At 70.6% G+C, this 20670-nt stretch carries 17 protein-coding genes; 14 read left to right on the top strand and 3 right to left on the bottom strand.

From position 1 onward, the window contains the following. The first annotated feature begins 101 nt into the window (after positions 1–101). The 4 genes from Ahu01nite_RS03665 to Ahu01nite_RS03650 all read left to right on the top strand — a co-directional run bounded on the left by Ahu01nite_RS03665 (position 102) and on the right by Ahu01nite_RS03650 (position 4881). The gene (locus Ahu01nite_RS03665) at positions 102–1130 is read left to right on the top strand and encodes an aspartate-semialdehyde dehydrogenase (protein WP_203834914.1); all 1029 of its coding nucleotides are present in this window, start codon (positions 102–104) and stop codon (positions 1128–1130) included. A 155-nt stretch (positions 1131–1285) separates the two neighbouring features. After that, a complete protein-coding gene (locus tag Ahu01nite_RS03660; protein WP_203834913.1) occupies positions 1286–1489 on the top strand; it encodes a hypothetical protein in 204 nt (67 codons plus the stop codon). Positions 1490–1589: 100 nt separating this feature from the next. Next, the gene (locus tag Ahu01nite_RS51275) at positions 1590–3407 is read left to right on the top strand and encodes a hypothetical protein (RefSeq protein ID WP_203834912.1); all 1818 of its coding nucleotides are present in this window, start codon (positions 1590–1592) and stop codon (positions 3405–3407) included. A 73-nt stretch (positions 3408–3480) separates the two neighbouring features. Beyond that, the gene (locus Ahu01nite_RS03650) at positions 3481–4881 is read left to right on the top strand and encodes an RNB domain-containing ribonuclease (RefSeq protein ID WP_203834911.1); all 1401 of its coding nucleotides are present in this window, start codon (positions 3481–3483) and stop codon (positions 4879–4881) included. On the opposite strand, the gene Ahu01nite_RS03645 is transcribed toward Ahu01nite_RS03650, so the two are convergent. From Ahu01nite_RS03645 to panB, 3 genes are all read right to left on the bottom strand, one after another. Beyond that, positions 4871–5887 (bottom strand): NADPH:quinone reductase, encoded by a 1017-nt coding sequence (locus Ahu01nite_RS03645; protein ID WP_203834910.1) that lies wholly within the window; start codon positions 5885–5887, stop codon positions 4871–4873. The two genes, Ahu01nite_RS03650 and Ahu01nite_RS03645, sit on opposite strands and share 11 nt — an antisense overlap. Positions 5888–5898: 11 nt before the next feature. Continuing rightward, positions 5899–6348 carry a VOC family protein gene (locus Ahu01nite_RS03640; RefSeq protein ID WP_203834909.1) on the bottom strand — a complete coding sequence of 150 codons (450 nt, stop codon included), beginning with the start codon at positions 6346–6348 and terminating at the stop codon, positions 5899–5901. A 124-nt stretch (positions 6349–6472) separates the two neighbouring features. Next, entirely contained in the window at positions 6473–7303 is an 831-nt protein-coding gene (panB, locus tag Ahu01nite_RS03635) for a 3-methyl-2-oxobutanoate hydroxymethyltransferase (RefSeq protein WP_203834908.1), read from the bottom strand. A gap of 275 nt (positions 7304–7578) precedes the next feature. Between panB and Ahu01nite_RS03630 the strand changes: the two genes are divergently transcribed. The 10 genes from Ahu01nite_RS03630 to Ahu01nite_RS03585 all read left to right on the top strand — a co-directional run bounded on the left by Ahu01nite_RS03630 (position 7579) and on the right by Ahu01nite_RS03585 (position 20649). Beyond that, the gene (locus Ahu01nite_RS03630) at positions 7579–8931 is read left to right on the top strand and encodes a glutamine synthetase family protein (protein WP_203834907.1); all 1353 of its coding nucleotides are present in this window, start codon (positions 7579–7581) and stop codon (positions 8929–8931) included. A gap of 55 nt (positions 8932–8986) precedes the next feature. Then, entirely contained in the window at positions 8987–9412 is a 426-nt protein-coding gene (locus Ahu01nite_RS03625; protein WP_203834906.1) for a DUF350 domain-containing protein, read from the top strand. A gap of 108 nt (positions 9413–9520) precedes the next feature. Next, on the top strand, positions 9521–10726 hold the full coding sequence (locus Ahu01nite_RS03620) for an MFS transporter (protein ID WP_203834905.1): 1206 nt from the start codon (positions 9521–9523) through the stop codon (positions 10724–10726). Continuing rightward, a complete protein-coding gene (locus Ahu01nite_RS03615) occupies positions 10723–11181 on the top strand; it encodes a GNAT family N-acetyltransferase (RefSeq protein WP_203834904.1) in 459 nt (152 codons plus the stop codon). Before Ahu01nite_RS03620 ends, Ahu01nite_RS03615 begins: the two co-directional genes overlap by 4 nt. A gap of 9 nt (positions 11182–11190) precedes the next feature. Further along, entirely contained in the window at positions 11191–11976 is a 786-nt protein-coding gene (locus Ahu01nite_RS03610) for a type 1 glutamine amidotransferase (protein ID WP_203834903.1), read from the top strand. Position 11977: 1 nt separating this feature from the next. Further along, entirely contained in the window at positions 11978–15025 is a 3048-nt protein-coding gene (locus Ahu01nite_RS03605; protein WP_203834902.1) for a bifunctional [glutamine synthetase] adenylyltransferase/[glutamine synthetase]-adenylyl-L-tyrosine phosphorylase, read from the top strand. 44 nt (positions 15026–15069) lie between these two features. Then, entirely contained in the window at positions 15070–16665 is a 1596-nt protein-coding gene (locus Ahu01nite_RS03600; protein ID WP_203834901.1) for a glycosyltransferase family protein, read from the top strand. Continuing rightward, positions 16662–18035 (top strand): polyprenol phosphomannose-dependent alpha 1,6 mannosyltransferase MptB, encoded by a 1374-nt coding sequence (mptB, locus tag Ahu01nite_RS03595; protein ID WP_203834900.1) that lies wholly within the window; start codon positions 16662–16664, stop codon positions 18033–18035. Before Ahu01nite_RS03600 ends, mptB (Ahu01nite_RS03595) begins: the two co-directional genes overlap by 4 nt. Then, the gene (mptB, locus tag Ahu01nite_RS03590; protein ID WP_239158592.1) at positions 18005–19489 is read left to right on the top strand and encodes a polyprenol phosphomannose-dependent alpha 1,6 mannosyltransferase MptB; all 1485 of its coding nucleotides are present in this window, start codon (positions 18005–18007) and stop codon (positions 19487–19489) included. The genes mptB (Ahu01nite_RS03595) and mptB (Ahu01nite_RS03590) overlap by 31 nt, the downstream gene beginning before the upstream one ends. Further along, positions 19486–20649, top strand: coding sequence for a glycosyltransferase 87 family protein (locus Ahu01nite_RS03585; protein ID WP_239158591.1), 1164 nt, complete (start codon positions 19486–19488; stop codon positions 20647–20649). The genes mptB (Ahu01nite_RS03590) and Ahu01nite_RS03585 overlap by 4 nt, the downstream gene beginning before the upstream one ends. The last annotated feature ends 21 nt before the right edge of the window (positions 20650–20670 follow it).

The following is a 20670-nucleotide window of genomic DNA, read 5'->3' as shown; positions in this document are numbered from 1 at the left end:
CTACGTCCGCGTCTCGAATATCGGGAGCAAAATCCTGAAATATGAGATCAACCCGAAAAGCAGATTTCCGTACGCGCAGTTGGGGCCGTAGCTTTGTGCGCATGAGGATCGGCATTGTGGGCGCGACGGGACAGGTGGGTGGCGTCATGCGCCGCATCCTGGCCGAGCGCGATTTTCCCGTTGACCAGCTCCGGCTCTTCGCGTCCGCGCGCTCCGCGGGCCGGACCCTGCCGTGGAAGGACGGTGAGGTCACGGTCGAGGACGCCGCTACAGCGGACTTCAGTGGCCTGGACATCGTCCTGTTCTCGTCGGGCAAAGGCAGCTCCAAGGAGCTCGCCCCGAAGGTGGCCGCGGCCGGCGCTGTCATCATCGACAACTCGTCCGCCTGGCGGATGGACCCGGACGTCCCGCTCGTGGTCGCCGAGGTGAACCCGGACGCCGCCAAGGTGCGGCCCAAGGGCATCATCGCGAACCCCAACTGCACGACGATGGCCGCGATGCCGGTGCTGCGCCCGCTGCACGACGAGGCCGGTCTCGTCGCGATGGTCGCCACGACCTATCAGGCCGTCTCCGGTGCCGGGCTGGCCGGCGTCGCCGAGCTCGCCGAGCAGGTGCAGAAGGTGGCCGACCGGGCCGCCGAGCTCACCCACGACGGCGGTGCGGTCGAGTTCCCGGCGCCGCGATCCTTCCCGCGCCCGATCGCGTTCAACGTCATCCCGCAGGCCGGCTCGTTCGTCGACGACGGCCTCGGCGAGACCGACGAGGAACAGAAGCTGCGCAACGAGAGCCGCAAGATCCTCGGCATCCCGGAGCTCAAGGTCTCCGGCACCTGCGTACGGGTGCCCGTCTTCACCGGTCACTCGCTGCAGGTCAACGTCCGCTTCGCCCGCCCGCTCAGCCCGGCCCGCGCGCTGGAGCTGCTGGCGGACGCGCCCGGTGTCGAGCTTTCCGACGTGCCGACCCCGCTGCAGGCGGCCGGCAAGGACCCGACGTTCGTCGGTCGCATCCGCAACGACGAGACGGCGGAGAACGGCCTCGCGCTGTTCCTGTCCAACGACAACCTGCGCAAGGGCGCCGCCCTCAACGCGGTCCAGGTCGCCGAGCTGATCGCCGCCGAACTGCGCGGCTGACGGCTCTTCCGCCTTTCCGAACGCCCCCGCCCGGTCCCGGGTGGGGGCGTTTTTGTCGTTCCTTCGGGGGGTCTTCAGGACGTTCCATTGTGGAAAAAACGGGCTTTTTGCCTGAATCGGTAGCGCATGGTCGTTTTGAGGTGCACAGTGATGGCATGAACGACAGTGGGCCCGGCGGCGGCTACTTCTGGTGCCTCCGCCACAAGCGGGTCGAGTCCGGGGACGACGTGTGTCCCGCGCAGTTCCGGCTCGGTCCGTACTCCTCCGCCGACGACGCCACGCGGGCACTCGACAAGGTCGAGAAGCGCAACGCGGAGTGGGACGCCGAGGACGCCCGCTGGACCGGGGAGGTCAGCTAGGCCGGCTGGGACACCAGTCCCGGGACACAGTGTCCAAGCCGGAATCTTCGGTCTCCAGGCGGAGACGAGCCCGCAGTCATTCGCAAGGAGGAACTTCCCCATGCCCGCTACCAAGAAGGCCGCCCCGGCCCGGGCCGCCGCGACCCGAGCCACGCCGGCCCGGGCCGCCGACGCCGATGCCGGATCGGCCGCGGTAACCAAGCCCGTTGCCAAACCCGCCGCGGCCAAGCCCGTTGCTGCCAAGCCCACCGTTCTCAAGCCCGTTGGTGCTGCTGGGGTCAAGGCTGCCGGCGCCGCTAGGGTCAAGGCTGCCGGTGCTGGTGCCAAGGCTGTCGGTGCCAAGCCCGCTGGTGCCCGGACGGCTGCTGCGGCCAAGACGGCTTCGGCCGTCATCAAGACCACGGTGCCGAAGCAGGCCGCGACCAAGACTGCCGCCGGGACCAAGACTGCCGCCGGGACCAAGACTGCCGCCGGGACCAAGGCTGCTGCCGGGACCAAGGCTGCTGCCGGGACCAAGGCTGCTGCCGGGACCAGGACTGCTGCCGGGACCAAGGCCGTTGCTGGGGCGAAGGCTGGCGCCGCTAAGCCTGTTGCTGCCAAGACTGTCGGTGGCAGTTCGGCTGCGGGCAAGCCTGCTGCGGCGAAGTCCGCCGCCAAGCGGGCTGCTGCTAAGCCTGCTTCGGTGGCTGTTGCTAAGGCGGGTGCGGCGAAGAGCGCCGGCAAGCCGGTTGCGAAGCGGACCGCTGCTGCGACGAAGTCGACGGCGAGTAGGACGACAACGGCCCGGGCGACCAGTGCGGCGAAGAAGACGACGGCCGCTGCCAAGACGGTCGGAGGGGCGAAGACGGTGGTTGCCAAGGCGCCTGCCCGGAGTGCTGCTACTACCAAGGCGACTGCGGCTAAGAAGACTGCTGCCAAGAAGACGGCGGCCAAGGCTACGGCCTCGCGGCCCGCTGCCAAGAAGACCGCCACGCGGCCTGCCGCCAAGAGCGCCGCCGCGAAGTCGACGGCTGCGAAGAAGGCGACGGCCGTTAAGAAGACGGCTTCCAAGGCCGCCGCAACGAAGGTGACTGCGGCCAAGCGCACCGCGACCAAGGCGACGGCCGCGAAGAGTGCCCCGGCTAAGAGCGCTGCGGCGAGGAGCACTGCGGCGAAGAGTGCCCCGGCCAAGAGCGCTGCGGCGAAGAGCGCTGCGGCGAAGAGCACTGCGGCGAAGAGCACTGCGGCTAAGGCCACCGCGGCCAGGAGCGTGACGGCCAAGTCAGCCGCGGGCAACAGTGCTGCGGCCAAGGTGGCTGCGAACAAGGCTGCTGCGGCCAGGAAGACGGCTGCGGCGGTCAAGGCTGCCGCCGTTGCGGCTAGCAAGGCTGCCAGTGCGGCCAAGGCCAGCGGCGGCGGTAAGGCCACCCCGACCAAGGCCACCCCGACCAAGGCCACCGCGACCAAGACGACTGCAACCAAGGCCACTGCAGCCAAGACCACCTCAGCCAGGGCGACCACGGCCAAGGCCACAGCGGGTAAGGCGGCGGCGGGTAAGGCGGCGGGTAAGGCCGTCAAGAGCACGGCGGCCAAGCCCTCGGCGGCGAAGAGCACCTCGGCGAAGAGCACTGCGGCCAAGAGCACTGCGGCCAAGAGCACTGCGGCCAAGAGCGCTGTTGCCAAGAGCGCTGCGGCCAAGAGCAAGGCGGCCTCGGGGAACGCGGGTGTGGCGAAGGTTCGGACCGGGGGGACCGCGGCGGCTGCGCGGAGTGCCAAGGCGGGGAATGCTCGGCCTGCGGCGATGAGTAAGAACTCGGCGACGAATGCTGGGCGGGTGGCGAAGCCGGCGACGGGGGCGGCTGCTCGGAAGGCTGTGGCGGCGGGGAATGGGCGTACGGGAGGAACGACCTCGGTGCGGAAGGCTGCGGCCAAGCGCTGATAGTGGGTTGTGGGGAGGGCCGTGCCGGTGGGCGCGGCCCTTTTTGCGGGGTGGGGCGTGTTAGGAATGGGGCGTGCCCATTGCCCGAGTTCGTGCGCCCCGGATTGACTTCTCCGTCCTGCGGGCGGAGTTGGAGTTGCCGGCGGAGTTTCCGGCTGCTGCCCTGCGGGAGGCCGAGGCGGCGGTGAGTCTTCCGTTGCCGGCCGTTGATCGGACCGATGTTCCGCTGGTGACCGTTGACCCGGCGACGTCGCGGGATCTTGATCAGGCGGTGCACATCGCGCGCCGGGACGGGGGATTCCGGGTTCGGTACGCGATTGCTGACGTGGCGTCGTACGTGCGGCCTGGTGGGGATCTTGAGGTTGAGACGTGGGTGCGGGGGCAGACGATCTATCTGCCTGACGGGAAGGTTCCGTTGCATCCGGCGGTGCTGAGCGAGGGTGCGGTGAGCCTGCTACCGGATGTCGATCGGGCTGCGGTGCTGTGGACGATCGACCTTGACGCGACCGGGGCGATCGTGGGCGTCGGGGTGGAGCGGGCGCGGGTGCGGAGCCGGGCCAAGCTGGATTATGAGGGGCTGCAGCGCGCTGTTGATGCGGGGACGGCGGATGCGGCGGTGGCGTTGCTGCCCGAGGTCGGGGCGTTGCTGGCCGCGCGGGCCGCGGAGCGTGGGGCGGTGGACCTGCCGTTGCCGGAGCAGGAGATCGAGCCTGACGGGGACGGGTGGCGGCTGGTGTTGCGCGCGCAGTTGGCCGTTGAGGGGTGGAATGCGCAGATCTCGCTGCTCACCGGGATGGCTGCCGCTTCGTTGATGCTCGGTGGCGGGGTGGGGCTGTTGCGGACCATGCCCGGCCCCCGGCCCGAGGCGGTCACCACGTTGCGGGCCGCCGCGGGGTCGCTGGGTGTCGGCTGGCCGGAGGGTGCTTCGGTCGGTGCGGTTGTGGCGTCGGTTGATCCCGGTGATCCACGGGGGGCCGCGTTTCTCGATCAGGCCGCGGAGTTGCTGCGCGGGGCCGCGTACACCGCGTTTGACGGGGTGGCTCCGGAGTTGATCTCGCACGGTGGGGTCGGGGCGCCGTACGCGCATGTGACCGCGCCGCTGCGGCGGCTTGCTGACCGTTACGCCACCGAGGTCTGTCTTGCCCTGCACGAGGGGCGCGCCGTTCCGCAGTGGGCGCGCGACGCGTTGCCGAAGTTGCCCAAGGCGATGGCGGCCACCGACCGGGTCGCCTCGGCTGCTGCCCGGGGTGCGGTGTCGCTGGCCGAGGCGGTGCTGCTCGCGGACCGGGTCGGGGAGACGTTCGAGGCGGGGGTGCTCGATGTGGACGAGAAGCGGGGCGGTGGGACGGTCGCGATCGACGACCCCGCGGTGCAGGCCCGCTGCGAGGGTCAGCTTCCGTTGGGTACGCGGATGCTCGTACGCCTGAAGGAAGCCGACCCGAAGACCCGCAGCGTGCTGTTCACTACTCCGTAGCGACGTCAGCGACGTCGATCAGGATCTTGCCGACGGTTTCCTGCTGGACAGCCGTGTGCGCGTCGGCGGTGGCGGCGAGCGGGTAGTGGTGCAGCGGCAGGCCGTGCTCCTCGCCGACCGGCAGCGCTCCGTCGCTCAGCGCGGCGCAGATCGCCTCGCCCGCGAGCTGCAGCGCCGGCTCGCCGACCGTGTAGAGGATGAGGAACTGCAGGCGCGCGTTGATCATCATGAGCGGGCGCACGTCGACAGCGATCGTGTCGCCCGCGTAGATCGCGATGGTCGCGTGGTTGGCGGCGACCGCCTGGTTGAGCTTCGCGTTGGCGCCGGGCGCGACCTCGACGATGAGGTCGACGCCGTCCGGGGCGACCGCTCGGATCTCCTTGGCCGGCTCGCCGTCGCGATAGTTGACCGCGTGATGCGCGCCCGCGGCCGTCGCCAGGGCGGCCTTCTCCGGGCTGCTGACCGTGGTGATGACGGTGGCGCCGGCCCAGCGGGCGAGCTGGATCGCCGCGTGCCCGACCGCGCCCGCGCCGCCCGCCACCAGGACCGTCCGGCCGGCGAGAGCGCCGGGGAAGAGCCGCTGCGGGCCGTTCTCCGCGACCGTCAGCGCCCGGTGCGCGGTGACGGCGGGCACGCCGAGTGACGCGCCCACTTCATACGAGATGCCTTCCGGAAGGGGGAAGGCGTGGCCGGCCGGGACGACGGAGTATTCCGCCGCCGTCCCGAACGGACTGCCGGCCGCGGCCAGCATCAGCCAGACCCGGTCACCGGGCTTGTGCGTGGTGACGTCCGCACCCACCGCGTCGACGATCCCGGCCCCGTCCATGTTCGGGGTGATCTCGGGGAACGCGAGCTCCCCGGCCGAGCGCCGTTTCCAGTCCGTCGGGTTGACGCCGGAGCGCATCACCCGGACCCGGACCTGATCCGGGCCGGGCTCGGGAACCTCGCGCTGCACGAGGCTCATGACGGACGTGTCGCCGGTCTCGGTGAAGACGATCGCCTGCACGTGGTGGCTCCTTACGGCAGCTGAGGGATCCCGGTTTCGTCCAGGGGCCATTCAGGGTGGTGGTTGACCTCCCAGAGGTGCCCATCGGGGTCGGTGAAGTAACCGAGATAACCGCCGGCCTCGCCGGGACGACCGGCCCGGACCAGGGTCGCGCCGGCCTGGACGACCGAGCGCAGCGCCTCGTCGACCGCTTCCGGGCTCTCCATCGTGATGGTCAGCATCGTGGTGCGGACGCCGTCGGGCACATGCGGGGCTATGGCGCGCGGTGGCAGTCCCGCGTCGACCGTCAGATCGACCGCGGTGACCAGCGACAGCAGGCCGCCGGCCGTATGGAAGTAGGTGACCACGCCGGGAACCGACGCACGTGACACCCGCCATCCGAGCGACCGGTAGAACTCGGTCGCGCGGGCGACATCGGTCACGCCAAGGGTGGCGAGGCCGACTCGGGCAGGAACGGACATGTAGCACCTCCGAGTAGAAGTCTGCCACCGGCGAGTCTCGTGGATCACGGCGGCCAGCGCCGGGCCGCCGTGATCCACAAGACTCGCCGATCCGATCTTGCGCCGAGTCGGCGTCGTGCCAGTTCTAGAACGTGTGCTCCGCAGCCGGGAATTCACCCGTGCGAACATCGTCGGCGTACCGCTTGACGGCGTCGCCGAGGACTCCGGCGAGGTCGGCGTACCGTTTCACGAATCTTGGTGCCTTGCCCTCGCGCAGGCCGGCCATGTCCTGCCAGACCAGCACCTGGGCGTCGGTGTCCGGACCCGCGCCGATGCCGACCGTGGGGATCGGCAGCTCCTTGGTGATCTGCTTGGCCACATCGCCCATGACCATCTCGAGCACCACCGCGAACGCGCCGGCCTCGGTGACCGCGCGGGCGTCGGCGATGACCTCCTCGGCCGCGTCGCCGCGGCCCTGCACGCGGTAACCGCCGAGGATGTGCTCGCTCTGCGGCGTGAAGCCGACGTGGGCCATGACCGGGATGCCGGCTCCGGTCAGCGCCTCGATCTGCGCGGCGACCCGGCGGCCGCCCTCCAGCTTCACGGCGTGGGCGCCGGCTTCCTTCATGAAACGTACGGCTGTGCGCAGCGCCTGCGCCGGACCCTCCTCGTACGAGCCGAAGGGCAGGTCGGCGACGATCAGCGCGGTGCTCGTGGCGCGCACGACTGCGCGTACCAGTGGGATCAGCTCGTCTGTTGTGACCGGGAGGGTCGTCTCGTAGCCGAAGACGTTGTTGGCCGCGGAATCGCCGACCAGCAGCACCGGGATGCCGGACCGGTCGAACAGGGACGCGGTGTACTGGTCGTACGACGTGAGCATCGGCCAGCGGTCGCCGCGCTCCTTGGCCGCGATCAGGTCACGGGTGCGTACGCGGCGGGTCGCCGGACCGCCGTACAGGGTTGGCACGTCAGACATGGTTGTCTCCTTCCCTCGAGGCCGCGCAGTGCGGTCCCCGGGTCTGAGGGAATCGTCGCACCGGACACCTCGGGTTGGTCAGAGGTCAGTGGAGCCGATCACAGCCATGCATTTATTGTTCCCCGGCGTTGGCATGTCATGGGCTCGGTCGCTGCCGTATGGTCTGAGATCAACATCGGGCCTTACCCGGGGAGCGCGCCAGGGCGTTGGTCAGCGTAATCTCGGCGTAACGGGACCGGGAGAGACTGACCGCCGGGCAAGTTCGAGGGGTTGACGTGGACCGACAGCAGGAGTTCGTGCTTCGTACGCTCGAGGAGCGCGACATCCGTTTTGTCCGTCTCTGGTTCACCGACGTGCTCGGCACTCTGAAAAGCGTGTCGGTGGCACCGGCTGAACTCGAGTCCGCCTTCGAGGAGGGCATGGGCATCGACGGCTCGGCGATCGAGGGCTTCGCCCGGGTCTCCGAGTCCGACATGGTCGCCATGCCGGATCCGACGACCTTCCAGGTCTTCCCGTTCGAGGGCGGTGCCAGCGGCGAGAGCGCGCGTATCTTCTGCGACATCCTGCTGCCCGACGGCAGTGCGGCCTGGGCCGACCCGCGGCACGTGCTGCGCCGGATGCTGGCCAAGGCGGCGGAGAAGGGCTTTACCTTCTACACCCACCCGGAGATCGAGTTCTTCCTGGTGCAGGACGGGCCGCTGGACGGCTCGGTGCCGATCCCGGTCGACGGTGGCGGCTACTTCGACCACACCACGCACTCGGTCGCGCGTGACTTCCGGCGTCAGGCCGTGCTCGCGCTCGAGCGGATCGGCATCTCGGTGGAGTTCAGCCACCACGAGGTCGCGCCCGGCCAGCAGGAGATCGACCTGCGCTACGCCGACGCGCTGACCACCGCCGACAACATCATGACGTTCCGGCACGTGGTCAAGGAGGTGGCGCTCTCCCAGGGGGTCCGCGCGACCTTCATGCCGAAGCCCTACACGGACCAGCCCGGCAGCGGCATGCACACCCACCTGTCGCTGTTCGAGGGCGAGCGCAACGCGTTCTACGACAGCGAGGACCCCCTCAAGCTGTCCAAGACGGGCCGCGCGTTCATTGCCGGTCTCCTGGTGCACGCCCGCGAATACACCGCGGTCACCAACCAGTGGGTCAACTCGTACAAGCGGCTCTTCCCGCTGCAACTGCCCGACCGGATCACCGAGTCGCCGGCGTTCGTCAGCTGGGGCGCGCTCAACCGCTCGGCCCTGGTCCGGGTGCCCGCGTTCGGCAAGCCCGGCTCGGCCCGCGTCGAGGTCCGCTCGATCGACTCGGCCACCAACCCCTACCTCGCCTTCGCGGTCATGCTCGGTGCCGGTCTCAAGGGCATCGAGGAAGGCTACGAGCTGCCCCCGGGCGCCGAGGACGACGTCTGGTCGCTCTCGCCCCAGGAGCGCAAGGCCATGGGGTACGAAGCCCTGCCGGAGAACCTCGCCGAGGCGATCGACGTGATGAGCAAGTCGGAGCTGATCCCCGAGGTTCTGGGCGAGCATGTCTTCGACTTCTTCCTGCGCAACAAGCGCCAGGAATGGGAGCAATACCGCCGCGAGGTCACTCCGTACGAGCGTCAGCGCTACCTCGGGACCCTCTGAGTTTGATCCAGCCGGTACCGTGCCACGGCAGAGGCTGTGACTAGGGGGAATTCCTGTGCTGGAGAATTTGCTTGAGGGTGCTGGGCGCAGCATCGTGTTCGGGGCGCTGGGGATCGGGCTCATGGCGCTCGGCTATGTGCTCGTGGATCTGCTGACCCCGGGCAAGTTGCGGGACCTGATCTGGCACGAGAAGAACCCGAACGCCTCCCTGCTGCTCGCGGCGAACCAGATCGGCATCGCGCTGATCGTGTTCACCGCGATCTTCACCAGCTACGAGAATTTCGCCGAGGGGCTCGCGTCGACCGCGCTCTTCGGCATTCTCGGCATCGGCGTGATGGGGCTGGCCTTCATGGTTCTGGACTGGATGACCCCCGGCAAGCTCGGCGAGGTCATCTGCACCCCGGAGCGCCACCCCGGCGCGATGGTCAGCGCCGCCTCCCACTTCGGGGCCGCTCTGATCGTCTGCGCCTGCATCGCCTGAGTTCGCTACGGTGATGGGCATGTCTTTCCTCTGTGCGTAGGTCGCGTGGTGCCGCATCGGTGATGCGGCTCTGTCGCTGACCCCGTTCGCGCTATCCGAGGAATGACCGTGCCTTCGTACCGTGCTGTCCTGAACACCCCCCACGCTGCCCGTACTTTCAGTGCGGCCCTGGTCGGCAGGCTCTCCTACGGGATCGTCTACCTGTCGCTGGTGCTCGCCGTCACCCGGGCCACGGGGTCGTACGCCGTGGCCGGGATCTTCACCGCTCTGTTCGGTCTGACGAGTTCGGTACTGTCGCCGCTGCGGGCGAGGCTGATCGAGCGGTACGGGCTGCGGCGGGTGCTGATCCCCATGGCGTTCGCGTACGCGTCCCTGCTGGTGGCGATCGCGATCGCCACGTGGCGACCGGGTGTGGCGCATCCGTTGTTGTGGGTTCTGGCTGTCGCCGCCGGAACGTGCACCCCTCCGCTCGGTCCCATCATGCGGTCGTTGTGGACGGATCTCGTCGCTGACGAGGCACTGCGGCAGCGGGCCTTCTCGTTGGACACCGTCTGCGAGGAGTTGTTGTACGTCACCGGGCCCCTGCTGGCCGGGCTCTTGGCCGCCGTGGTGAATCCGGCGCTGGGTGTCGCCGTCAGCGCCGCGCTCGTCGTGACGGGCAGCGTTCTGCTGGTGACGTCGCCTGCGGTGCGGGCCATCGAGCCGTCCACGGCTGCGGTGCCGGCGACCGCCGCGGGGACAGGAAATGCTCTGCTGTTCCGGCCGGTCCTCGTGTCGGCCGCGGTGGGGATGTGCCTCGGCGCGCTGGGGCTGCTTGTGGTGGCTTTCGCCGATCGGGAGCAGCACCTGGCGGCCGTCGCGTGGGTGGAGGCCGCGCTTGCTGTCGGAAGCGTTGCCGGTGGGCTCGCCTACGGTGCGGTCACCTGGCGGTTGCCCGGGGAGGTGCGGTTGCCGCTGCTCGCGATCGCGCTCGGGGTGTCGGTCGGGCTGGCGGGACTGTCCGGGAATCTGGTCGTCCTGGTGGCACTGGTCGGTGTCGCCGGGCTGTTCATCTCGCCTGCACTGACCACGGCGTACCTGCTGGCCGATTCGGCGGCGGCGCCCGGGGCGCGGCTGCGGGCCGGTGCGTGGGTGAACACCGCGTACAACGTCGCCAGTTCGCTCGGTGCCGCGCTGGCGGGTCTTCTGCTCGGGAGGGTTTCGGTGCCGGTGGCGTTCGCCGTGACCGCGGCGGTCGCGGTGGCAGGCGGAGTGCTGGTGCTGCGGAAATCGGACAGCGTGCGGGTGGTGGGGGCTGGCAGGATGGCACGATGATTGTCGATCTTGAGCCGGTGACCAAGGACAACTGGCGGGCTTCTGCGGCGTTGACCGTGCACGCTGAGCAGCGGGATTTTGTCGCCGATGTCGAGCACTACCTGTGCATGTGCGCGTACGGCGAGTTGTGGCATGCGCTGGCGGTGACGCTGGAGGGGCAGGTGGTCGGGTTCTGCATGTGGGCCGTTGACGATGACCGGAGCCGGTGGATCGGTGGCGTGGTGGTTGATGCGGCTCGGCAGCGGCAGGGGATCGGGCGGGCGCTGATCAAGACGTTGCGCGACAAGCTGGGCGCCGAGCCTGGGACGCCGAACGTGGCGCTGAGCTATCAGCCTTCGAACACCGCGGCCCGCGCGCTCTACCTGTCGCTCGGGTTCGTCGAGACGGGGGAGGAAGACGACGGCGAAGTCGTGGCGAGGTGGACACCCACCGTGCCCGTCGTACCCACCCGATAGCCTCGGTGTGTGGGTACAGCACTGGTTATCGAGAACGACCCGTCGGATGATCTGCGCCGGCTCGGCGACTGGTTCGCGGAGGCGGGGCTCGAGCTGACGGTCGTCCGGCCGCATGCCGGCGATCCGTTGCCCGAGACGCTTGACGGTTTCGCCGCGCTGGTCGTGCTCGGCGGCGAGCAGGACGCCTATGCCGGCACGGACGGGCAGCCGGGTGCGGCCTGGTTCCCCGAGGTCGAGGGGCTGCTGCGTAAGGCGGTGCGCCACCACGTCCCGACGATGGCCGTGTGTCTCGGTGCGCAGCTGCTCGCCCAGGCGCACGGGGGGCTCGTCGAGCGCAGTACGTCCGGGCCCGAGATCGGGCCCGGGCTGGTCGGGCGGCGCGACGCTGCCGACACCGACCCGCTGTTCAAATGGGTGCCGCTGTTGCCCGACGTGCTGCAGTGGCACTACGACGAGATCACCGAGCTGCCGATCGGTGCGGTGCTGCTCGCGGCCTCGACGCGTTATCCGCATCAGGCGTTCCGGCTCGGGGATCGGGCCTGGGGGGTGCAGTTCCACATCGAGTGCGACGCGGCGATGTTCGCTGACTGGATCAGCGCTGACCCGGGCGCGCTGGAGGAGCTCGGCTACGACGCCGACGCTGTGGTCGCCGCCGTCACCGACGTGCTCGCCGACGTCGAGGAGGTGTGGCAGCCGTTCGCCGCGCGGTTCGCCGCCCTGGCCCTCGGCGAGCTGCCCAACGCCGACATCGCCGTCCCCGGCGTCCCGCGCACCCTCCCGCTGCTGGGCAATTAAGGTGACCAGGCCCAGCCGGCTGGCCCGGTACGGCTTTGCTGACAACGGGGCTCGCGCGGCCGATCTGCTCGGCCCGGAGGGGCTCGGGTTGTGGGATGTCGCGCTGCAGGAGCCCAGCAGTGCCTTGGCCGGTGACCTGATCCATTCGCTGTCGCGGGCGGCCGACCCCAATCTCGCGCTGCGTCAGCTGCACCGGATGATCGAGACGGCCACCCGGGACGCGCGGCGCAGCAACGGCGGGCCGATCCAGGCGCCGTCGGCGGGGCCGGGGGAGTACATGGCCGACGAGCCGGCGGCCACGGCGATCCTCTCCGCGCTCTACGGCGACGTCGGGTTGCGGCGACGGCTGGTGTCGGTGCTCGGGGCGTCCAGCGCGCTCGGGGATCACCTGGTCGCCAACCTCGATCAGTGGCGGGTGCTGGTCACCGGTAAGACGGGGTTGGCGCCGAGCGCCGACGGGCACCTGGAGTTTCCCGACTCGATGGGGCCCGGTGCGCTGGGCGTTCCGGCGCTGCGCACGGCCTATCGCACGGCGCTGCTGCGGATCGTCGCCGCGGACCTGACCGGTGGGCGGGGGCTCGAGCCCACCATGGCGGCGCTCTCGCGGTTGGCGGACGAGACGCTCGTCACGGCGTACGAAATGGCGGTGGCGGGTCTGCCGGAGAGCGTGAGCGAACCGCGGTTGGCTGTTGTCGCGATGGGCAAGTGCGGGGGCAACGAGCTCAATTATGTCTCCGATGTGGATGTCATCTTCGTGGCGGCGGGGGACGAGGATCTCAGCGCCGGCACCACCGTGGCGGCGCGCCTGATCGAGATCTGCGGGCAGGTGGCGTGGCCGGTCGACGCGGCGCTGCGCCCGGAGGGAAACCGGGGGCCGCTGGTCCGCACGCTCGCCAGCCACCAGGCCTATTACCGCCGCTGGGCGCGCACGTGGGAGTTCCAGGCGCTGCTCAAGGCCCGGCCGGCCGCCGGTGACCTGCGGCTCGCCCAGGAGTGGATCGACGACCTCGCCCCGCTCGTGTGGCATGCCGCCGAACGGCCCGAGGCGGTCGCCGACGTCCGGGACATGCGCCGCAAGATCATTCAGAACGTGCCGGCCAAGGAGGTCGACCGCGAGATCAAACGCGGTCCGGGTGGCCTGCGCGACATCGAGTTCGCGGTGCAGCTGCTGCAGCTCGTGCACGGCCGCATCGACGAGACCCTGCGCAGCCCGGGGACGCTGCCCGCGCTGCGTGCGCTGGTCGCGGGCGGTTATGTGGGCCGGGAGGACGGTGAGACGCTGCTGCGGGGATACCGCTTCCTGCGGGGCATCGAGCACCGGCTCCAACTTCAGAATCTGCGGCGTACGCACACCGTGCCCGACGAGCCCAAAGCGCTCCGCTGGCTCGCCGCGGCCCTGGGTTACCGCGCGCTGCCCGGCCGCGACGCCGTCGAGGCGTTCCGCTCGGACTGGGTCGGGCACGCCGCCCAGGTCCGCCGGCTGCACGCGAAGCTGCTCTACCAGCCGCTGCTCGAAGCGGTGGCCAGGGTGCCCGCCGAGGCCCTGCGGATGACACCGGAGTCCGCCGGCAAACGCCTCGAGATCCTGGGCTTCGCCGACCAGGCCGCGGCGCTGCGCCACATCCAGGCCCTCACCGGCGGGGTCAGCCGGACGGCGGCGATCCAGCGCACCCTGCTGCCGATGCTGCTGCAGGAGTTCGCCGACGCCCCCGAACCCGACCGCGGCCTGCTCAACTACCGGCACGTCTCCGACAAGCTCGGCAGCACCCCCTGGTATCTGCGGCTGCTGCGCGACGGCGGCCCGGTCGCCCGCCGCCTCGCCCGGGTCCTCAGCCTCTCCCGCTATGCGACCGACCTGCTCACCCGTGACCCGGAAGCGCTGCGGCTGCTCGCCAACGACAGCGAGCTCGTCCCGCGTGACCGCGACGCGCTGCGCGACGGGTTCCAGGCCGCCGCCGAACGGCACCTGCGGGAAGGCGCCACCGATCCGATGCCGGCGATCGCCGCGGTCCGGGCCATGCGCCGCCGCGAGCTGTTCCGCATCGCCTGCGCCGACATCCTGAGCCGGTCCGGCGAGGTCGCCCCGGCCCATCCGCTCGACGTGCACCAGGTCGGGATCGCCCTCTCCGACGTCACCGACGCGACCCTCGCCGCGGCGCTACACGTGGCGCGGCGGGTCCACCCCGGCATCCCGGGGCTGCGATTCGCGGTGATCGGCATGGGCCGGCTCGGTGGCTACGAGATGAGCTACCCCTCCGACGCCGACGTGCTCTTCGTCTATGCGCCGCCGCCCGGGGTGACCGACGGCAAGGCCAGTTCGGCCGCGCACGCGATCGCCGAGGAGCTGCGCCGCACGCTGAGCGCCCCGGCCCCCGACCCCGAGCTGGGCATCGACGCCGACCTGCGCCCCGAGGGACGGCAGGGCCCGCTCGTGCGGAGCCTCAACGCGTACGCGCAGTACTACGCGCGCTGGTCGAAGGTGTGGGAGTCGCAGGCGCTGCTGCGCGCCCGCTACGTCTGCGGCGACGAGGATCTCGGCCGGGAGTTCGAGCAGCTCGCCGACACGATGCGCTACCCGGACGGCGGCCTCACCCGCGAGCAGGTCACGGAGATCCGGCGGATCAAGGCCCGGGTGGAGGTCGAGCGGATGCCGCGCGGCGCCGACCCCAACACCCACACGAAGCTCGGGCGGGGCGGGCTCGCCGACGTGGAATGGGCCGTGCAACTCGTTCAGCTGCGGCATGCGTACGACGTGCCCGACCTGCGCCGCACGCGGACGCTCGGGGCGCTCTCGGCCGAGACGAAGGCCAAGCTGGTCGACAAGATCGACGCGGCGGCCATGGAAGCGGGCTGGACCCTCGCCGCCCAGGTCCGCAACGCGCTCACCCTGGTCCGCGGCCGCCCCACCGACCAGCTCCCGCGGCACGGCGTGGAGCTCGCCGGCGTGGTCCAGCTGCTCGGCGGCGGCGACCCGGGCGAGTTCGTCGACCGCTACCTGCGCCTGACCCGGCGCTCCCGCGCGGCCATGGAACGAGTCCTCGACGCATGATCCGATTTTTCTCCAGCGGCTGGTCGGTCGTTATCGCGGCTTTTGTGGCTGTTGTGATACGGGTGCCGTTTCTCTTCACCGGGTTGTCGACGGATGAGGGCGGCTATGCGTATGTCGCGCAGCGGTGGGCGCGGGGGGACCGGCTCTACGACACGGCCTGGCTCGATCGGCCGCAGGGGTTGCTGCTGACGTATCGGGCGCTGCTCGCGATCGGCGACGGCGGGTGGGCGATCCGGCTGGGCATGGTGGCCGGCGGGGCGATCATCACGGTCGCGGTGGCGGTGATCGCGCGGCTGCTGATCGGGCGCGCGGCCGGGGTGTGGGCGGCGTGGATCTACGCGATTGTGGGGATCGCGCCGCATCTTGAGGGAATGACGTTCAACGGGGAGCTGCTCGCGGGCATCCCGTCGACGGTGGCTATCGCGTGTGCCGTTTATTGGTGGCGGCCCGATCCGGCGTTCTCCTCGGCTGCTGCATCCGCGTCCACTGCGGGCTCTGCGGATCCTCCGATTTCTGCGGCTGCGGCTGCGACTGCTTCTGCGGCGGCTGCTTCGACTGCGACTGCTTCGACTGCGACAGCTGCGACTGCGACTGCGACTGCGGCTGCGGCGACTGCGGCGGCGACGGCGGCTGGTTCGGCGAGGGCGGCCAGGGGAGCGAGGCCGTCGAGGGCGCTGCGGCGGTCGATGTGGTGGCTGGCGGGGGCGGGGCTGCTGGCCGGGGTGGCGCTGACGATGAAGCAGTCGGGCATCGATGGGATCGTTGTCGGGGCGTTGATCGTGGTGCTTGCGCGCAACTTGCGGGCGGCCGGCGTTTTCGCGGCGACTGCGGCGCTTCCGTTGGTCGCGTCGGTGGTGCATGGCATTTCGGTGGGGTGGAACTACTACTGGACCGCGCTGATCGGGTATCAGCTCTCCGCCATGGGCGGGGACGGGTCGAACACGTCGACGCGGCTGAGTGATCTCGGCCGGCACGCGGGGGACATCGCGCTCGATCTGACGGTGATCGTGCTGTTGTCGGTTTTCGGGTGGCGGTTGCTCGACCGGGGCGGGCGGTGGGTGCTGGGTGCGTGGCTGTTCGCTGGGTTCGTCGGCATCAACCTCGGCGGGTCGTACTGGCCGCACTACTTCGTTCAGCCGCTGCCCGCTCTTGTGGTGCTGGTCGCGGCCACGCTGATCGGGATTCCGGCGGCGCTGCCACGGCGGGCGCTCGCCGCGGTGGTCGTGCTGCCGACACTGGTGTGGCTCGTCGCGCTGATACCGATGTCTCCGGCGCGCCGGGCGGACACCATTCCGTACGACGCGCTGGCCGCTCGTGACGACAAGATCGCGGCGGTGATCCGGGCCTCGACCACGCCCGGGCAGCGGATCTATGTGCTCGAGTCGGAGGCGTACCTGTACTTCGCGGCGGACCGGCAGGCGTCGTACCCGTACCTGTGGGGCAAGCCGATCGACAAGATCCCCGACGCGCTGCCGCGGCTGCGCGCGATGCTGAGCTCGGCGCAGCGCCCGGCGCTCGTGCTTCTCGACACGCCGCCCGCCGCGGTCGACCCGAGCGGCGGGATCGCGGCGGACCTCGCGACGTACTACCACGCCGAGACGGTCGTCGAGGGTGTGCCGATCCTGAGAGCCAACCCGTGAGAGGCCCTGCCGGGGTTCGCTGGCTCGGCTTCTTCGGGGCGTTGTGCTGCGCGGTCGACGCGGTGCTGTTCGGGGCGCCGACCTGGATCCGCCGGGGCGTTTCGGTGGCGAGCATTCTGCGGGGCCCGGACGGCGTACTGATCATGGTGCTCTGGATCGCGGGGCTGAGCGCGCTGTGCCTGGCCTGGTGGTGGGGGCGGCGGCTCGAGGTGTCGCGGGGCTGGATTCTCGTGACCGCCGCGCTGTGGATCGTGCCGCTGCTGCTCGTGCCGCCTTTGGCGAGCCGCGACGTGTACGCGTACGCGTGTCAGGGTTCGCTCTTCGACGCCGGCTTCAACCCGTCCGTCGACTCGATCTCGGCGCAGCCCTGCCCGTGGCTCGACTCGGTGTCGGTGGTGTGGCGGACGACGCCGACGCCGTACGGGCCGCTGTGGATCGTGCTCTCGGGGCTCGCCGCGTCGTTCGGGTCGCAGGCGGTGGCGCTGGGGATCTTCCGGGCGTACGAGGTGCTGGCGGTTGTCGCTCTTGCCCTGGTCCTGCCGCCGCTCGCCCGCCGGGCGGGAGTTCCCGAGACCCGCGCGTTGTGGCTCGTGCTGTGCTGCCCGCTCGTCGTCGTGCACTTCATCGGCGGCGCCCACAACGACACCCTCGCGATGGCGCTGGTGGTCGGGGCGCTCGCGCTGATCTACCGCAGGGCCTCGATCGGGCTGCTGCTCGCCGGTGGGGCGCTGATCGGCGCGGCGATCGCGATCAAGTCGACGCTCGGGGTGGTGCTGCCGTTCGCGGTGCTGCTGGCAGCCGGGGGGCTGGAGTTCAGCCTCGCCTTCCTGCGCCGGGCCGCCGCCGTCATCGCCGGTGCCGTGGGTCTGCTGGTCGCCCTGTCGCTCGGCTCCGGGCTCGGCTTCGGCTGGGCGACCGCGCTGTCCGGGGCGGGGGAGTCCCGCAGCTGGACGTCGCCACCCACCGCGGTCGGGATCACGATCAACGCCGTGGCCAAGTGGTTCGGCGGCCGGATCGACGTGGTGCCCGTCCTGCGGACCGTCGCGCTGGTCGTACTCATCGTCGTGCTCGTGGTGATCTGGTGGCGTCACCGCCACGGCGACTTCCTGCACGGCGCCGGGCTGGCCTGCCTCGCCGTCATCTTCCTCGCGCCGATCACCCAGCCCTGGTACCTCTTCTGGACCCTCGTGCTGTGGGCGGTCACCGCGGCCGGCACGCGCTGGCTGGACGCCGTGATCATCGCGTCGATGTTCCTGATCCTGCCGAACGGGGACGGCGCGTGGAAACCGCTGCAGGTGCCGCTCGCGTTCCTGGTCACGGGGCTGGTGGGCTGGGTGGCGTGGCGCTCTCTGCGGCCGGTCACCCGGTGACGCCCCGGCTCATCCGCTGGGGCGGGCTCGTCGGCAGCGTCGCCACCGCGGGCAGTGCGTGGCTCGGCGGGGCCGGCTTCGAGCGGGTGCCCAGCATCAATCCGGTCACGCTGCTCAGCGGGCAGCGCGGGGTGCTGCTGCCGATCCTCTGGGTGGTGGGCACGGCTCTACTGATCACCGCCTGGTGGTACGGGCGGAGCGTCGTCCCCTCCGTGCGATGGGCCCTCGTCACGGTGGGGTTGTGGTTCCTGCCCGTGCTGCCGTTCCTGCCGCTGGGGAGTGCGGACGTCTACTCGTACGCGTGCCAGGGCTATGTGCAGCATGCCGGTGGCGATCCCTATGCCACGGGCGTGGGGGAGTTCGGGTGTCCCTGGCTCGGGTCCGTCGCGTCGTCGTGGGTCGACTCGCCGGCGCCGTACGGTCCGCTGTTCCTGCTGCTCGCGGCCGGGGTGGTGCGGGTCGCCGGGGATTCGCTCGGCGGGGTGATCGCGGGGCTGCGGGTGGTGGCGCTGGCCGGGCTGGCGCTGGTCGCCGCCGGGGTTCCGGTGCTGGCGCGGCGGTGCGGCATCGATCCGGCCAGGGCGGTGTGGGTGGTGCTCGCGTGCCCGCTCGTGCTGGTCCATCTCGTGTCGGGTGCGCACAACGACGCTTTGATGATCGGGTTGATCGTCGCCGGGCTCGCCCTCGCGGCGACCGCTTCACCGGGCGTCGCCGGGCCGTTTTCCGCTGCGGCCACTTCCGCCGGCCTCAGCCCTTCGGCCGGTTTTGGCGGGATGGCGTTCGTGCGGCTCGCTGCGGCGGGGGCGGTGCTGGGGTTGGCGGTGGGGGTGAAGGCGACTGCCATCGTGGTTGTCCCGTTTGCTGTGCTGGTGGCTGCGCCGCTCCGGGCGTACACAGGAAAGGCGTTTTTGCAGACGGCCGGGACCGTGGTCGGGGGGTTGCTGGTTTCCACTGCCTTGCTGTCGCTGGTTTCGGGGCGGGGGATCGGGTGGGTGGCGGGGTTGCTGCGTAGTGGGGACAGCGTGACGTGGGGGTCGCCGTCGACGGCCGTGGGTCTGACGATCAAGGCGCTGACCGGGTATGACGCGGTTCCGGTGACTCGGCTGATCGGCGTGGGGGTGCTGGCGGTCTTTCTGGTCGTGTTGTGGTGGCGGACATTTCGGGCGGGCGGGGCGTTGGGCGGCGCGGGGCTCGCGCTGGCGGCGACCGTGCTCTGTGCCCCGGTCTTCCATCCCTGGTACGCGACCTGGCCGCTCGCCGTGCTCGCGGCCGTCAGGAAAGAGAGCCGCGTCGTGCTGGGACTGTGCGCCTTCGCGGCGACCCTGACCACGCCGGCGGGGTACAACTGGGCGCTCTACACCCGGATCCCGGGCGCGATCATTGTCACGTCCGCGCTGGTCGTCCTGGCTGTCGCCGGTGTGCGGCGGCGGCTCGCACGTAGGGTGACCGCGTGAACCGCCGGATCCTGCTGCTCGTTGTTCTCGCGCTCGCGGCCGCGGGGTCGCTCGTGTGGTCGGCGATCCTCCACTTCTACTTCGACTCGCAGGTCTACTCGGAGGCGGTGCGGTACTGGTTCCGCGACGACGGGCTGGTCTACGACTTCCTCAAGGGCGACACGGTGTACGGCTTCACGTACCCGCCGTTCTCCGGACTGGTCATGGCGCCGATGGCGTACCTCCCGCTCTGGGCCATCGCCGCCGCCGGGTCCGCCGCCACCGTGATCGTCACCGTCGTGGTCGTGTCGTGGTTCATCCGGACCCGCGACTGGTACCCGCTCGCCGTCGCGTCCTGCCTGGCCCTGCTCTTCGAACCGGTCCGCGAGACATTCGGCTTCGGTCAGGTCAACATGCTGCTGCTCGCGCTCGTCGCCGGGGACGTGCTGTTCGGGGTCGCGCGCGGGCGGCGCTGGGCGGGCATCGGCATCGGACTCGCCACCGCGATCAAGCTGACGCCCGGCGTCTTCATCCTCTACCTGCTGGTCACGCGGCAGTGGCGGGCGGCGGGCGTCTCGATCGCCACCGCCGCGGCCGCCACGCTGGGTGCCGCGGCGATCTGGCCGGATGCGTCGCGTGAGTTCTGGACGTCCGCGCTCTGGGACACCAACCGGGTGGGCAACCTGGAGTACGTCTCGAACCAGTCGCTGCGCGGGATGCTGGCCCGGCTGCCACTCGACTCGGCCGAGTCTGCGGTGTGGATCGTCTGCGTGCTCGCCGCGATCGGAGTCTGGGCCTGGCGGGTACGCGGCACCGACGCGCTCGGCGGCCTGGCGCTCACCGGCATCCTCGGTTGCCTGATCAGCCCGGTCACGTGGGTGCATCACTGCGTGTGGCTGCTGCCCGTCCTGGTCCGGTGTTATGAGAATCGGCGCGGCAACCCGCGGGTCTTCTGGGTAGCAGTGGTCTTCTACGTGCTGGTCTGCACGCGCGTCACGTTCCTCTACGAGAACGGCCCGAAGCCGCCGCTCGCCATCGTCGGCGCCAATCTGTACGTGCTGTTCTGCGTCGCGCTGCTGTTCCTGCTGCCGCGGGCCTCGTCCGATGCGCCGGCCGGGACTGCCCCGCCGCGCAAGATCGTTCCGGTGCGGACACCGGGCGTTTCCTCCGCCGCCACCTGAGCGTCCGGCTGGGGCCGTAGG

The organism is Winogradskya humida, from assembly GCF_016862215.1.
GTDB classification, from domain to species: domain Bacteria; phylum Actinomycetota; class Actinomycetes; order Mycobacteriales; family Micromonosporaceae; genus Actinoplanes; species Actinoplanes humidus.
This window is presented reverse-complemented; position numbering and strand designations above follow the sequence as displayed.